12 protein-coding genes are annotated in these 16,310 nt (G+C 50.0%); all 12 read left to right on the forward strand.

What is annotated here, in order from left to right; all coding sequences use genetic code 11:
- Window positions 1-50: 50 nt before the first annotated feature.
- The 12 genes from ABE504_RS10860 (at window position 51) to sigK (ending at window position 16,179) form a co-directional block, all read left to right on the forward strand.
- Window positions 51-2,213: a glycoside hydrolase family 88/105 protein gene (locus tag ABE504_RS10860; RefSeq protein WP_430088016.1), complete on the forward strand. Its 2,163-nt coding sequence runs from the start codon at window positions 51-53 to the stop codon at window positions 2,211-2,213.
- A gap of 203 nt (window positions 2,214-2,416) precedes the next feature.
- Window positions 2,417-5,119, forward strand: a complete 2,703-nt coding sequence (locus ABE504_RS10865) for a LuxR C-terminal-related transcriptional regulator (protein WP_430088018.1) — start codon at window positions 2,417-2,419, stop codon at window positions 5,117-5,119.
- 192 nt (window positions 5,120-5,311) lie between these two features.
- Window positions 5,312-5,971, forward strand: a complete 660-nt coding sequence (locus tag ABE504_RS10870) for a hypothetical protein (RefSeq protein WP_430088019.1) — start codon at window positions 5,312-5,314, stop codon at window positions 5,969-5,971.
- A 192-nt stretch (window positions 5,972-6,163) separates the two neighbouring features.
- Complete coding sequence (locus ABE504_RS10875) at window positions 6,164-6,862, forward strand: N-acetylmannosamine-6-phosphate 2-epimerase (protein WP_430088021.1); 699 nt, start codon at window positions 6,164-6,166, stop codon at window positions 6,860-6,862.
- Entirely contained in the window at window positions 6,859-7,713 is an 855-nt protein-coding gene (locus ABE504_RS10880) for a MurR/RpiR family transcriptional regulator (RefSeq protein ID WP_430088023.1), read from the forward strand. The genes ABE504_RS10875 and ABE504_RS10880 overlap by 4 nt, the downstream gene beginning before the upstream one ends.
- Window positions 7,714-7,728: 15 nt before the next feature.
- A complete protein-coding gene (locus ABE504_RS10885) occupies window positions 7,729-8,628 on the forward strand; it encodes an ROK family protein (RefSeq protein WP_430088025.1) in 900 nt (299 codons plus the stop codon).
- 1 nt (window position 8,629) lies between these two features.
- On the forward strand, window positions 8,630-10,006 hold the full coding sequence (locus tag ABE504_RS10890; RefSeq protein WP_430088027.1) for an ABC transporter substrate-binding protein: 1,377 nt from the start codon (window positions 8,630-8,632) through the stop codon (window positions 10,004-10,006).
- A gap of 3 nt (window positions 10,007-10,009) precedes the next feature.
- Window positions 10,010-10,873, forward strand: coding sequence for a carbohydrate ABC transporter permease (locus tag ABE504_RS10895; RefSeq protein ID WP_430088029.1), 864 nt, complete (start codon window positions 10,010-10,012; stop codon window positions 10,871-10,873).
- Between the two features lies 1 nt (window position 10,874).
- Window positions 10,875-11,696 carry a carbohydrate ABC transporter permease gene (locus ABE504_RS10900; protein WP_430088031.1) on the forward strand — a complete coding sequence of 274 codons (822 nt, stop codon included), beginning with the start codon at window positions 10,875-10,877 and terminating at the stop codon, window positions 11,694-11,696.
- An 81-nt stretch (window positions 11,697-11,777) separates the two neighbouring features.
- Window positions 11,778-14,582, forward strand: coding sequence for a polysaccharide lyase family 8 super-sandwich domain-containing protein (locus tag ABE504_RS10905; RefSeq protein WP_430088033.1), 2,805 nt, complete (start codon window positions 11,778-11,780; stop codon window positions 14,580-14,582).
- A gap of 101 nt (window positions 14,583-14,683) precedes the next feature.
- Window positions 14,684-15,337, forward strand: a complete 654-nt coding sequence (locus tag ABE504_RS10910) for an SGNH/GDSL hydrolase family protein (RefSeq protein ID WP_430088035.1) — start codon at window positions 14,684-14,686, stop codon at window positions 15,335-15,337.
- A 140-nt stretch (window positions 15,338-15,477) separates the two neighbouring features.
- The gene (gene sigK / locus ABE504_RS10915) at window positions 15,478-16,179 is read left to right on the forward strand and encodes an RNA polymerase sporulation sigma factor SigK (RefSeq protein ID WP_430088037.1); all 702 of its coding nucleotides are present in this window, start codon (window positions 15,478-15,480) and stop codon (window positions 16,177-16,179) included.
- Window positions 16,180-16,310: the final 131 nt, after the last annotated feature.

Consider the following 16,310-nt stretch of genomic DNA (forward strand, 5'->3'; position numbering starts at 1 on the left):
GGGCGGGGGGACTCCGCCTCTTTCTTCATTGAAGGGGAGAGAGAGCACGCATGACTGAGCGTTATATGGATAGGAATGAAAGTATATATACGAAATGCGGAGACCGTGTAAGCGAGATTTTGGCAACGATCGCCGACCGCTATGTAGGGAACAACCCGCCTCACCCGATGGCGTATCGGGTCTTTAGTGCCGATGGCATTCTGAAGAAGCACGATTACAGTTATGATTTTGATTTTGTTCGGCGGTTTCCGGAGATTCAGAACGGCCAGCTTGTCTACGCTTGGTCGAAATATTGGAGTGACGTAGAAACGCCACTCTCCTTTATTTTACATTGCTACGGGCCGCTGCTGCTGTATGCGAACGGTGAGCTTATTTATAAAGCGAATATCGCGGATGAATTGAATCCGAAACGAAGAACGGTTGTTACGATCGGAATGCGGAAAGGCTGGAACCACTTGGTGTTCCAGTTTACCAAAACGGAAGCGGGCTGTGGCGGCTCTCTGGGACCAGGTTCATATAAGAGCAACCCGGTTCATTTTCTGGCGCCTTCCCCCGAGCGGTTCGGACACGAAGGCTGGATCTACACTGCGCCGCAGGATCATGATTGGAGCGAGCTCCCGGGTGAGGAAAGCACGGAATCGGATCGCGGCATCGTCTGGTACCCGAAGCTGGCATGGGGGGAGGAGGCGATAACCAAGAATCCGGTGGCTCGCATTTTTGGTGAGCTGAACGGCGAGTACGCCCTTGCATGGACGAAGCTGCGCTCGTTCTCGCAGGAGCTGCGCAGCGTGGAATTGGCAGGGATAGCCGAAGGCAAGCTCGCCATCCACGTGAATGGGGAATTGCGGGCAAACGTTGACAAGGCCGGCGCCTTCCGTGTGGAGCTGCAGCTTGGGTACGGCACGCACAATCTTGTCATTCAAAGCTATGGCGAGCACGGGAGCGCAGGCTTTCGCCTGGAACCGCTGCCGGCAGGGATACAGCTTGCCGAGCCTTATCCTGTCCATGGGGCGAAGGATGCGTGGCTGTATGTAGGGCCTTTTGCAGCTGAGGAAGCGATGCCGGATGTGGAAGATTCGCTGTCTGGCTTGGTGGAGACGCAGGCGGGCGGCACGTTCTGGCGGCTGGATCAGCCGAACACGTGGGTTCGTCCGTTCACGGAAAATGCGTTGTTCGGCAAGTGGAACTACCCGCTCGGCGTGACGCTGTACGGGATGCTTCAGACGGGAAAGCTGCTCGGACGCGACGATTTGCTTCAGTATGTGTACAAGCATGTGGAGACATGCACGCGGCTTTATACCTACGCCAATTGGGATAAAGCCAAGTATGGCGCCTCCGGGGTGCTGAACACCCTGGCTACGCTGGACAGTCTGGATGACTGCGGCTCGTTCGGCGCAACGATGCTGCTTGCACTGCAAAATCAGCCGCTGCGAGGCGCCGAGCGAATTGCAGACGTGATCGCCGACTACATCAGCAACCGACAAGATCGGCTGCCTGACGGCTCGTTGTATCGGAAGCCGAAGCACGTCGATTTCCCGAACGCTACGCTGTGGTGCGATGACTTGTACATGAGCGTGCCGTACTTGTGCCGCTGCTTCCAGCGGACCGGCGAAATTGGATATCTGGAGGATGCGGCGAATCAGTTCATCCAATTCAAGAAAAAATTATACATGCCTGAGCTGCAAATCATGTCTCATGTTTATGATTTCGGCATCGACAAACCGACGAAAATCGCTTGGGGCCGCGGCAACGGCTGGGTTATTTTTTCCTTATCGGAGTTGTTGGCTGTATTACCGGAAGGGCATCCGCATCGCCTGGAGCTGCTGGCCTTCTTCAATGAGCTGTGCGAAGGCTACTTGCGCTTGCAAGGGGAGAACGGCCTGTGGCACCAAGTGCTGACCGAGCCGGCTTCTTATGAGGAAACCTCGTGCACCTCAATGTTTGTGTATGCTTTTGCCCGCGGTGTCAGGTACGGCTGGATCACAGATACAGCGAAATACATTGCGGCCATTCATAAGGGGTGGAGCGGCATGGCCCGCATCTCCATCGATAAATTCGGCAATGTGTACGGAGTATGTCGTGGTTCGGGCTACTCCTATAGCGTCGGCTACTATAAGGATGATCTGTCCTGGCTGTTGAACGATACGCATGGTATCGGGATTGTTTTGCTGGCAGGTATTGAGGTGCTGCAATTGGAGCGTCATTTGGCTTAAGTTGAGCAGCTGCCAGGAGCCAATCAGCATACAAGAAATCATCTGTTTTGAAAGCTGTACGGTAAAATTAGCTTCCTTTCAGGAAGCTAATTTTTTTTCTGGTATTCAGGCCGATCCATCCGTAACTTGTAGTGGTGAAAAACAGTCATTCAAGTTATTCTAATGAATATGAGCCGATAGAGAATGGGGAATGAGTTCAAAGTATGAATAGGCCGATATTAATGACGAAGCTGTACATCCCCCTCCTCCGGTCTTTAGCGGTTCTTCGACCGCGGCTGATTGAACGGCTGAATAGGGGGTTGGATCGCAAGGTAACCCTCATTTCTGCCTCCGCCGGTTATGGTAAGACTACGCTGGTAAGTGAATGGATTGCCGGATGTGATCGTGCTGTCGCCTGGCTGTCCTTGGATGAAGGGGATAACGAAGTATCCAGTTTTCTGACGTATGTTATCGCTGCGCTGAGAACGATTGCCGAGGAGATCGGAGAAGGCGTGTTGGATGCAAGCGAATCCCAACAGCCTCTGTCAGCCGAATCGACGTTAACGATTCTCCTCAATAAAATCTCAGCTCTCACGTACACATTCATTCTGGTTCTAGACGATTTTCATGTCATAAGCAGCAAACCCGTCAACGATGCGCTTGCCTTTCTGCTGGATAATCTGCCGCGGCAGATGCATCTGGTCATCGCGACCCGTGAAGATCCGCAGCTATCGCTGAGCCGGTTACGCGCACACGGCGACTTGACTGAATTGCGTGCCGCAGACCTGCGCTTTTCTACCAGCGAGGCAGCCGAATTCTTCAGCCAGGTGATGAGCTTGGCTCTCTCGGCAGATGACATAGCTGCGTTGGAGAGCCGTACCGAAGGCTGGATCGCCGGGCTTCAGCTGGCGGCGCTCTCGATGCGGGGACTCGAGAACATTCCCCGATTCATCCATGCATTCGCTGGAGACAACCGGTACATCGTCGACTACCTGGTCGAAGAAGTCCTACGTCGGCAGCCGGAATCGATCCGGAACTTCCTGCTTCAAACCTCCATACTTGACCGATTGTCGGGTCCCCTGTGCGATGCCGTTACCGGTCAGGGGGATGGCAGCGTGCAGTTGGAGGCGCTGGAAAAGGGCAACTTCTTTGTTATTCGGCTGGATGACAAACGTCATTGGTATCGCTTTCATCATCTCTTTGCCCAGGTGCTTTATACACATTTAAAAGCGAATCATGCGGATGCGGCAGCCGAGCTGCATAGGCGTGCCAGCTTGTGGTTCGAGCAGCATGGCTCGACGACTGATGCGATTCGCCACGCATTAGCCGCCAATGATTTCGCACGAGCGGCGGATCTGATCGAGCTTGCTTGGCCCGAGATGAGGAGGCTTCAACAAGGGCTTGTTACATTGGGGTGGCTGAAGCGCCTGCCCGATGCGTTAATACGCTGCAGGCCTGTCTTAAGTGTAGCATATGCGTGGGCGTTAATGGTCGGCGGGGAGTTCATGGCCGTGGAGCGGCGGCTCCTAGATGCCGAACGCTGGCTGACATCTACCCCAGACATTCAAGCGAACATAACTGAAATGGTTATTGTGGATGGGGAAGAATTTCATCATCTCCCGGGTACCATTGCCGGATATCGTGCCGCCCGTTCCCAGGTGATGGGGGATATCCCGGGAGCTATTCACTACGCCCAGCGGGTGATCGAGCTTGTGCCGGAAGGAGATCATCTTCGGCGCGGTGCAGCCCTAGCGCTTCTGGGACTGGCGGCATGGACGAGCGGTGATCTCGAAACCGCGTATCGCATGTTTGCCGAGGGGATGGCTGGCGTCCAGCTTGCCGGCAACCTTTCGGACGCTATCGGGGGCACCATCGCTTTGGCGGATATCCGGATTTCACAAGGCAAGCTGCGTCAGGCGATGCGTGTCTATGAGCGGGGATTACTCCTTGCTGAGGAGCATGGCGAGACTTTGCTGCGGGGAACCGTCGATATTCATATTGGAATGAGCGGGCTCTATTGCGAGTACAATGATCTTCAAGCCGCTGCGCATCACCTGGAGGTGAGCAAGGAACTGAGAGAGCGTACCGGCAAGCTGGACAACAGTTATCGCTGGCACGTCGCGATGGCTCAATTATTGGAGGCAAAAGGCGATCTGAATGCTGCGCTCCCCCTTCTCCAAAAGGCGGAGCGGCTGTTTAAAAGTGACTTTTTCCCCAATGTGCGTCCGGCCTCGGCTTTGAAGGCACGGGTGTGGATCAAACAGGGGAAGGTGGATGATGCCCTCGACTGGGCACAGGAACAGACCCTATCCGCCAAGGATAATCTTTCCTATCTTCGCGAATTCGAGCACATCACGTTGACGAGGGTGCTGCTCGCCCAATACAAGCGCGACCGCAGGAGCCGCTCGATCACCGAGATTGAACAATTTCTTCGGCGCCTGCTCCATGCAGCGGAAAAAGGAGGGAGGACGGGGAGCGTCATCGAAGTCCTGATTTTGCAGGCGCTGGTGTGCGATATGCAAGGCGATATTCCTGCTGCAGTTGTGGCGCTGGAACGCGCCTTGACCCTTGCCGAATCAGCGGGTTACGTACGTATTTTTGTGGACGAGGGGGAGCCTCTGGTCCCCCTGTTGAAAGCTGTCTTGGAGCAGGGAGCGCTTACGACGTATATCCCTCGGCTTTTAAGCGCCAGTGTCCTCCCCGTAAGTAAAGAGACGACTAGGCAGCTGCTTAACGAGCCGCTGAGCGTTCGAGAGCTGGAGGTTCTCCTCTTATTCCGAACGGAATTAAGCGGCCCGGAAATTGCCGGTGAACTCCATGTTTCTCTGAACACCTTGCGCACTCACACTAAGAATATTTACAGCAAGCTTGAGGTGAATAGCCGCAGGGCTGCAGTCCGTCGGGCGGAAGAGTTGGCATTGTTCTAGCGAGCCCGCATCCTCATCACTGGTCAGTATAACGACCAGTGGTGGGGATTTTTTTTATGCAAATAAATCACCACACGAAATCACCACTTGTGGTGATGCGGCTCTCTGCACCAACTTGTATCGTAAGGGATGAGAGGACAGAGAAGCAAAGTATGATGATGGCATGCTTCATAAGAAAGAGGAGACAAATCGATGAATACGAATCGCTATTCAGTAGGCAAAAACAATCTTACAGCCCCTAACCTCATTCGTTGGTCAGGTGTAGCAGCGATGTTGGCAGGGATCTTATTCATCGTGATCCAGATGATCCATCCGGCTGACATTCTTTCATCGGTGAATACCAGCGCCTGGACACTTGCCCATTATTTAAGCATCGCCATGGGGATACTCGCTCTGGTCGGCATTACGGGGATTTTTGTCAGACAGATGGAACATACCGGGTGGCTTGGTGTAGTCGGTTATCTTTTGTTCAGCCTCGAGTTTGTCCTGCTAACGGCCCTTACCTTCATCGAAGCTTTGATCTTGCCATTGCTGACGACGGATGCACCGATGTTTGTGGAAGGATTCTTGGGACTTTCAAGCGGAGCAGGCAGCAAGTCTGACCTCGGCGCACTAGTTGCCGTGGGACCCATATCGGCGATAGCGTATTTACTCGGAGGTCTGCTGTTTGGCATCGCAACGTATCGCGCTGGCATTTTATCACGGTGGGCAGCTGGCTTACTAGCCTTTGGGGCCGTGGCCTCCCTGGCCGCTGCGGTGCTCCCGCACGAGATCGGGCGGGTGGCAGCCGTTCCGATGGGCCTAGGGTTGGTCTGGTTAGGCTATTCGCTTTGGTCTGAAAAGCGGAGATAGATCAGAAAACGTAGGATACTCCGCTGAGAGGTATTCAATCCGATGTATCCGTCATGAAGCTAATTTTCCCTTTATTTTTTTTCGGTGAAAATGGAGAATATATCCTCTTTTTTTAAAGTTATAGGGAAATATCTCCTTTTTTATGAAGTCGCAAAGATCGCGCCATCATACCAATTATGGAGGAGGTGTAGCATGAATCATGCTGTTTTCGAGAAAATACGAGGCGGATTGATTGTTTCTTGTCAGGCGTTGGAAAATGAGCCGCTGTATGGACCGGATACCATGATCAAGATGGCTATTGCAGCTAAACAAGGCGGAGCTGTGGGGATTCGCGCGAACAGCGGCTCGGATATTAGAGGAATCAAAAAGGCTGTTGACCTTCCTATTATCGGACTTGTAAAGCGCACATATCCCAATCAGGATGTGTTTATTACGCCCACGCTGAAAGAGGTGGAAGAAGTCGTGGAAGCCGGCGCAGAGATTGTTGCCGTAGACGCAACCTATCGCATCCGTCCGGATGGTAAGACGACGCGTATGCTTTTGGAGGAAATCAAGAAACTTTTCCCCAAAACACGACTCATGGCGGATATCGCCACCTTAGAGGAAGGGATTGCCGCGACGGATTATGGGGCGGACGCCGTGGGAACAACGTTGTCAGGGTATACGTCCTATACGAAGCCTATAGAAGCGCCTGATTATGTGCTCATGGAACAATTAGTGGGGCGCATAAGTGTTCCCGTCATCGCGGAAGGGAATATCCGAAATCCGGATGAGATGATTGCTTGCTATGACAAAGGCGTATGGTCCGTCGTCGTGGGGTCTGCCATTACCCGACCGCAGTTGATTACCGCGTGGTTTGTACAGAAATTGAAAGGACGACCTACACCATGAGCAATATGATCATTCATATTCAGAGTTATTTGAAAGCGTTGACAAAAGCGGAGCGAAAAGTAGCAGAGATTGTTCTGAAGGAAAATGATCAATTAATTTTTGGTTCTGTTACCGATCTGGCGGAAAAAGCAAATGTCGGGGAAACGACCGTTCTTCGATTTTGCCGGAGTATTGGCTTCAAGAGCTTTCAGGAGTTTAAATTCTCGCTAGCAAAAGAATCAGCTCATACGTCCCTTACGAATATGGAATTAGCGAATATTGAGAATGAAGTGTTGGATCCGCTTTCAGCCATTAAACAGAAATTAGCTCTGACTAGCCTACAGGCCATCCAAGATACAACGGCCATCCTGGATATCGATCAGCTTCGCAAAGTTGTAGATGTGTTAACAAGTGCCCGCAAAATCCATTTCTTTGGTGTCGGTTCATCGGGCGTGACCAGTCTGGATGCAAAATACAAGTTTCTTCACTTCGGGGTGTTTGTCGAGGCGATTATGGACTCTCATTTGCAAGCCATGTCGGCGTCAACGCTCGGTCCCGGGGATGTGGCTATCGGCCTATCCGTCTCCGGCAGCACGAAGGATACGATCGATTGTCTCGTGTTAGCTAAAGAAGCGGGAGCGACGATCGTTAGCATTACGCACTTTGCTCGTTCTCCCATCACGAAGATATCCGATAACGTGTTGTTGATCTCAGCCAAGGAAGATCCTCAGAAGACAGGGGCGTTGTCTTCAAAGATCGCCCAGCTCCATGCTATTGATATTCTATGCAGTGCACTTTCTCTTAACATGAAGGAAAGCTTTGAAAAGAACAGGGAGAAGACGACAAAATCTGTATTAAACAAAATTTATTAAATGGGAGAGTCGCACATGAGCTCAGCCTTAGGGATCGACGTTGGGGGAACCAAGATAAGAGGTGGCTTGGTTGATCAAGATGGAAGCGTTTCAAATGTCAAAGAGTTTCCGACGGAGGCAGCTCGAGGCGGCTCTCATGTGGTGTCTCAGATTATTACGTTAATACACCAGTTCAATACCAAAGAAGTGATGGGGATAGGCATTGGGGCTGCTGGTCAAGTCGGATTGGGCGGGGAAATTCTATCCTCAACCGAGACATTCCCTGGGTGGGCCGGAACAGACCTGGAGCAAGCCCTGCACAAAGCGACTGGCCTTCCTGTTCGCGTCGTCAATGATGTGCAAGCCATGGCGATAGGCGAACTGCATTATGGTTTCGGCAAAGGGATTGCGAATTTTGTATGTGTGGCTTTGGGCACTGGGGTAGGCGGAGCCATGGTTACAGATGGACAACTGTATCGTGGAGCCAGCGGCTGTGCAGGAGAAGTCGGACATATGATTCTGAAGGCGGGCGGGCGCCACTGCCCATGCGGAAATCAGGGGTGCTTGGAAGCCTACGTGTCCGGTGAAGCGCTTGGTAAGCGTTATGAAGAGTTGGTCGGGCATACCGTCACAGCCTACGACTTTTTTAACGATTTGAAAAATTTGGGGCAGCCAGCCTCTTTATTGCTTGCACAATATTTAGAGGACTTGGTCTATGGAATTTCATCGATCGCTAACATCATGAATCCTCAGCGAATTATTCTAGGGGGAGGATTGGCTAAAGAATTGGTGGCATATGCGAACGTTCTGGACACTCTTCTAAAGAGATATTTACAATCAGCGGCATATGAGGCGCTGGAGATTGCATTTTCAAGCTTGGGTGGACACGCCATGATTATGGGAGCTGGAAGTTTACTAACTAAAGGGGGATTCTAAAATGTCAAACAAATTGAAAAAATCAGTAACTATTCTTGTAACAGGTGCGGTTGCGATGGGATTGACGGCATGCAGCTCGAACAATGCTGCTCAGAAAGGCGATGCCCAATCTACGGGGAAAGGCCCGGCTCAGTCGGAAGTCGTCAATATGCTGTATTGGCCAGGACCGGAAAGCGATGCGATAACGAAGGTGATTGCAGCTTACAATAGCGATCAAGGGAAAAAAGATGGCGTAGAAGTCAAAATGGCTCCCGCCCCGAGAGAGGGCTTCTGGGAAAAGGAAGCCACGATGATGTCAGCTAGCAACAGTGATATTGACGTTTATATGACAGCCACTTACAAAGTGGGGGAACAGAACCAGAGCTTAGTGCCGCTTGAAGATAAATTAGGCGACGGATTGAAAGTCTTTATAGGCACGACCGTAGATTCTTTGAAAAGCGATGGGCATGTGTACGGCGTACCAATGGATGTGTCTAACCAATTCATGTACTACCGGAAGGATTTGGTCGACAAACTGCTTAGCGATGCTGCATGGCAAGCGAAGTATAAACAAATCAGTCAGCAAATCGTAGGCAAGGAATTGTCGCCGAAAAAACCGGACGATTGGAATTGGGATGATTTCAAAGCTACCGCAGCGTTCTTTACGAAAAAGTACAACGCCGATTCTCCAACCGAATATGGCACAGCGCTGCCAGCAAAGAATCTGATTTATAACATTATGATCTGGGATGATGTCCTGTACTCTTTCGGCGGCAGCTGGTATACCGATGATGGTAAAGCGAATTTTGGAAATGATGCTGCCAAGAAAGCGCTTTCGGTCTATTCCGATATTTTTAAGAATGATTTGACGCCTGCTTCTTCTTCCACCTTTGAATACCCCGAAACGAACCAAGCTTTCCAAACCGGCAAGGCAGCATTGATCTTGCAATGGAGCGCTGCCTATCATGAATTGTCAGATAAGTCCAAGAATCCAACGATTTTCGATAAAGTAGGTCTAGCACCGATCCCGGGCGACCAGCATAAAACCCATGTTCACGTACTCGCTGTCGGTCTGAACAAATCGTCCAAGCACCAAGACGCTGCGGTGAAATGGTTGAAATACCTTTCCACAGAAGCTGCGCAAAAAATCTACGCCCAAAATGGTGGCATTCCATCGGTGAAAAGTATTCTTAAGGGGATGAAAGCTGAACGTCCTGAGTTCCCTGTCATTGCTGAGCATGTCGATAAGTATGGATTCGTCGAAGATACGAGCGCGAATGTAAACCCTGTTCTTGAAATTCTCGCTAAGAATTTTTCTGCTGCTTGGGCAGGCCAGGTTAGTGTAGATAATGCGCTGAAACAGGCGAATACGGAAGTTAACCAGAAAGTAGGAAAATAAGCTATGGTAGGCATGCGTCGAAGAGACAGCTACATATTAATCACTCCATTAGCTCTTGTGGTGTTGGCCCTTGTGGCCTTCCCCACCTTGTATTCTTACTACGCCAGCTTGTTTGGCGTTCATCTATCCGACACTCGGAGACCGTTCGTAGGTATGGATAATTACATCAACATGTTGACGAACCCGAGTTTCTATCATTCCGTTTTTTACAGCTTGAAATTTTCTGTGCTTGCCACTCTCGTTGAAATCATACTGGGCATTGGTCTTGCTGTACTAATGAACCGGAGTTTCAAGGGAAAGGGGATTTCAACGAGCTTGATTCTGCTGCCGATGATGGTAGCGCCTTCGTTATTTGCCCTAATTTTTCGGTTAGGTCTGAATGAATTTGTAGGGATTATCCCGTACTACTTGAAAATGATCGGCATTGACCAAAATCCGTTTGACCCGGAATGGGTGAATACAACGCTCATTGCCATCGACGCTTTGCAGTGGATTCCATTTGTATTCATTATCATTTATGCGGGGTTAACGACAATCCCCGAGGACATCTATGAAGCCTCCCATATAGACGGGGCTTCTCCAGTTCAGGCGTTTTTCACGATTACGTTACCCATGCTAGTTCCGAGCATTGCCACAGCCGCATTTTTGCGAGGGATCGATGCTTTTAAAATTTATGACATGATTTATGTGCTGACAAATGGCGGTCCAGGTGAATCAACCACGAGTGTGAGTATGTTTATCTACAAGAAGGCCTTCTTGGATGGGGACTTAGGGGGAGCGGCGGCGGCAAGTCTTCTTCTGTCTCTCATTCTCGCGTTCCCGCTCTCGCTGGCCATGAAATATGTTTTGAAAAAGGAAGGGCAGTAAGATGAACAGTCTAAAAAGAATAGCATTTGCCCTGGTACTCATCGGTAGTATCGTCATCTTGATTTCCCCGTTACTGCTTGCCATCATAACATCCTTGAAGGCGGAGCAGGATATTGCTTCATTTCCTCCAAAGTGGGTATTCCTACCAACGTTTGAACATTTCAATAACGTATTCTATAAATCGGGCTACCCGTTCGGTACCTTTTTCCTAAACAGCTTTGTCATATCCTTCTTTGCTAGCATTGTGACGATTGGGGTATGTATTCCGGCCGCCTACGTCATGGTTCGGATGAGAGTGGGGATTAAACGCTTTTTCCCATTCGTTATTTCTTTACGATTACTGCCTCCCATTGTGTTCGCCATTCCCTATTACATGATGTTTCAGTATCTCCATTTGTTAGATACAAAAATCGGGCTCATCTGGGTGGCCGCTTTGATGAACATCCCGCTCACCTTAATGTTGTTGGTCGGATTTGTTCAGGAACTACCCAAAGAAATTGAAGAAGCTGCCATGATGGATGGTTGTTCGGTGTACAGCATGCTTGCAAGGGTTATCCTCCCGCTGATCGCTCCGGGAGCGGCGGCAGCGGCGATCCTTACGTTTATCTTCAGTTGGAATGACTTCTTGTTCGTTCGCATCCTCAGTGATATGAAAGCAACGACCGTAACGGTCGGATCGACGTTATTTATCCAAGCCTATGGCATCCGTTGGGGGGATGTGGCGGCTTCTATCGTTTTATCCGTGATTCCGCCATTGATTTTCACGCTGTTTGTCCAGAAGTATCTGGTAAAAGGACTGTCTATGGGGGCTGTAAAAGGGTAACCGGAAAGGGGGTGAGATCGGTCATTTCCAGGAAGCAAGGAAGGCAATTCATCTTTTCTTATCAATAAGGAGAGTGCGCTTGTGGACAAAAGGTTAATCAGGAAATGGGCAGGTTTGTCGTTATCCGTATTGCTGTTTGTGATGGTGTTGCTGCCGTTTGGGCCGACGGCCAAGGTTTCTGCCACAGACGAATTTGATACGTTGAGGGAAAGGCATAAAGCGACGCTAACCGGGGGGGCTTCTTACAACTTGTCAGATCCCGATATTGCCGCTCGCGTCACGGCCATTACGAATGAAGCACAGGGTTATTGGACGTCCATGCTGACAGCAGCGACTCGTACTAAACTTTGGAATGATGCTGCGTTGGGCAGCGATTCTACAGGAATTACAACGACGTATAATCATTTGCGGTCCATGGCCATTGCTTACAATACGTATGGATCGACGCTCAATGGAAACGCATCCTTGAAAGCGGCCATTATTGATGGTCTGGATTGGATGAATTCCTCGCCAAACGGTTTTTATGATGGGTGCAACATGTATCAAAACTGGTGGCACTGGCAAATCGGCGGGCCGCTTGCTTTGAATGATATCGTCGCGCTCATGTACAATGATTTGACTTCAACGCAAATCGGCAACTATATGGCTGCGATCAACTATGCACAGCCAAGTGTGCAAATGACCGGCGCCAATCGCTTGTGGGAGAGTCAAGTCATCGCGATTGAAGGCATTAATGCCAAGGATTCCGCCAAAATAGCCGCTGGCCGGGATGGTTTGAGTGCTTTGCTGCCTTATGTACTCAGCGGAGATGGTTTTTATAAGGACGGTTCATTTATCCAGCATACGAGTTATGCCTATACCCTTTCCTACGGCGCTCATCTCCTTGGAGGTCTGGCCCAGGTTCTCTATGACCTGGCGGGATCTACGTGGGACGTTACGGATGCCAATATAAGTAATGTGTATAAGTGGATTCACGATTCTTATGAGCCGCTCATCTATAATGGCAACCTGATGGATATGGTGAGGGGGCGCGAAATCTCGCGTTGGCAGAGCCAAGATAATGGGGAGGCGTTAATTGAAGTTTTTACCGCCATCCTTCAGTTGTCGCAAATAGCCCCAACCACAGACGCGACTTCATTTAAGCAAATGATGAAATATTGGTTGCAACTCGATACGCAGAACAATTTTCTTTCTCATGCGTCCATCGACATGATTGTTAAAGCCAAAGCGATTGTCGCCGATTCAGGAATTACGTCACGAGGCGAATTGCTCGGGTATAAACAATTTGCAAGTATGGATCGAGCCCTGCAATTGCGCCCTGGCTTCGGCTATGGCATCAGCATGTTCTCCAGCCGCATTGGCGATTATGAATCTGCGAATGCCGAGAATTCCAAAGGGTGGCACACGGGGGACGGCATGACGTATCTGTATAACAATGACTTGAGCCAGTTTAATGACAACTTCTGGCCAACCGTAAATAGCTACAGATTACCGGGCACCACGGTCCTGAAGGATACGGCACAAACCGCCAACGTGAAAGGTGATCGTAATTGGGTAGGCGGAACGGATATGCTTGGGCTTTATGGCGTTACCGGTATGGACTTCCATGCGGTTTCCAAAACGCTTGAGGCCAAGAAATCGTGGTTCATGTTTGACGATGAAGTGGTGGCCCTCGGAGCAAGTATTAATAGCACGGACGGCGTCGTGACCGAATCGATTGTTGAGAACCGGAAAATCAATACATCCGGCAACAATGCCTTAACCGTCAATGGAACCGCGAAATCTATGGCTTTGGGCTGGACGGAGTCGATGACCGGAACCAACTATATTCATCTTGCCGGCAATGTGACGGGTTCCGATATCGGGTACTACTTCCCGGGCGGCGCAACAGTGAATGGGCTGCGCGAAGCTCGCACTGGCAACTGGAAGCAAATCAACTCTGCTGTAGGGTGGTCGAGTACGAACTATACGCGCAATTATTTGACGTTATGGTTCGACCATGGCTCGAATCCGACCAATCAAAGCTTTTCCTACGTGGTGCTTCCGAACAAGACAGCCACGCAAGTTAGCGCTTATGCCGCTTCACCGAATGTGACGATCCTTGAAAATTCGACTTCCGCCCAAGCGGTTAAGGAGACGGGACTTAATATCACGGGCATCAATTTCTGGAATGATGCTCCCAAAACGGTGGGGCTGGTTACGTCTAACCGCAAAGCCTCGGTGATGATGAGAGAGACAACCAACGATGTTGAGGTTTCCGTCTCTGATCCAACGCAAGCCAATGTGGGAACCATTTATTTGGAAGTAAATAAGAACGCCAAGAATGTCATCTCCCAAGATCCTGAAGTTACGATTCTTCAGTATAGCCCAACGATCAAATTCAAGGTCAACGTGAACAAATCGGCAGGGAAATCGTTCAAAGTAAAGTTCAGCCTGACAGGAATGCAAGCAGCGAACCCTTCCCCGATTCCTCTTCCTGATAAATACGAAGCAGAAACATTGCCGGTTAACCTCACGTCGAAATCCGTATCGGTGATCAATGATGCCAATGCGAGCGGTGGCAAGAAACTTAGCCTTAACCACACGGTCGTCGGCGATTACACGGAATTTAGTGTGGATGTTCCACAGGCTGGCACTTATCCTGTGACGGCTCGTATTTTCAAAACATGGATTAGCGGCATTCAACAGCTTTCCATCGATGGAACCAATGTGGGAACTCCTGTAGACATGTACTGGACTACGTCGGAAGCCTATCGGGATATTACCTTTGGCAACTACACGTTTAGTGCCCCAGGCAGTTACTTGTTCAGGTTCACCACCACAGGGCAAAATGCAAGTGCGGGCGGATTCCGTGAATGGGTGGATTATATCAAAGTCGGACCCTGATCGCCGATCAGGATGGAAGACCCGCTGTTTAGAGGGTCTTTTACAAATCTTAACCCATGTATGCACACATAAAAAATTTGATTTCGGTAGGAGCAAAGGCCATGACCATTCCAAGTAAAAAAATACTATTTCAGGGTGATTCCATTACCGATGTTGGGCGGAATAAAGAAGTACAAGAGCCCAATAGGCACTTGGGCAGCGGTTACGTTACGATGATCGCAGGTAAATTAGGCGCACAATACACGGATGCAGAACACCAAGTTTACAATCGAGGAATAAGCGGCAATCGCGTTTCTGATCTGTATGCCCGTTGGAATGAAGATGCGATAAGCATACAACCGGATATTCTCAGTATTTTAATCGGGGTCAATGATGCTTGGCGTATGATTAATAAATTGCCTCAAGGCGCAAGTGATCGCTTCGAGCGCGTGTACCGTCATCTATTGGAAGAGACCGCGGAAGTCATGCCGCAAACCAAGCTAGTTCTGTGTGAGCCTTTTGTTCTCCCGGCAGGCACTGTCGTGGACAACTGGGAACAATGGCAGGGGATGATTCCCCATTACGGACAAATTGTTCGTACACTTGCTGAAGAATTCGACGCCGTTTTCGTGGAACTACAGGAACCTTTCAATCAAGCCCTGTCCAAAAAAGAAGCTGGCTATTGGCTGCATGACGGCGTTCATGCAACGGCAGCCGGGCATGAATTGATCGCTGAAGTGTGGATGCAAGCTGTCCGAAAGGCGCATCTCCTCTAATTTCTTCCGCTCCTAGCTTATTAAAGGTAAGTTCAGCCGTACAGGCACTTCTAGGCACCCACCTACATACACTAATAGTAATCTCAAAGCGGAGGCTTCCGAGTCAGCTAAGATCCGCAAACACTCAAGGGGGTGCTGGAATGCCTGGATTTTTTAGCGCAATTGCTGTAGTGATCAAGCAACTCACATTGCTTGTGTCTTATGTGAAAAATAATGCGTTTCCACAGCCTTTAACCGAACAAGAAGAAGAAACACATCTTAGACTGATGGCCGAAGGGAATGAGAATTCTAGAAATAAGCTCATTGAACATAATTTGAGGTTGGTTGCCCATATCGTCAAAAAATTCGATAATACCGGAGAAGATCTCGAGGATTTGATCTCGATCGGGACCATCGGTCTGATCAAAGCGATTGAATCGTTCTCGCCGAACAAAGGGACCAAACTCGCCACATTCGCGGCGCGCTGTATTGAGAACGAGATCTTGATGCATCTGCGTTCTTTGAAGAAAACGCGCAAAGACGTGTCCTTGCATGACCCGATCGGAACGGACAAAGAGGGGAATGAGATTACGCTCATCGACATCCTCGGCAGCGAAGCGGACGATGTCGTGGATGCCGTGCAGCTGAAGATTGAGAAGAGTAAGATCTATAAGAATTTGGATATATTGGATGACCGCGAGAAGGAAGTCGTCGTCGGCCGGTTCGGGCTTGAGCTTGGCGGCGAGGAGCGGACGCAGCGGGAGATTGCGAAGGAGCTGGGGATCTCGCGCTCGTATGTGTCGCGGATTGAGAAAAGGGCGCTCATGAAGCTGTATCATGAGTTTTATAAGGCGAAGCGATAAGAGCGGAGAGTTGCCATGATTGCTAAGTCACGGAGAAGATGGGGGCATGTGCTTCATACAAATCGCGCGAATGGGCTTGGATTGGTTTATCATTGGAGATGTTAAAAAGGTAGGTGCTGCTAGAACGCAGT

It is taken from the genome of Paenibacillus oryzisoli, from assembly GCF_050467285.1.
Classification (GTDB): domain Bacteria; phylum Bacillota; class Bacilli; order Paenibacillales; family NBRC-103111; genus Paenibacillus_E; species Paenibacillus_E oryzisoli_A.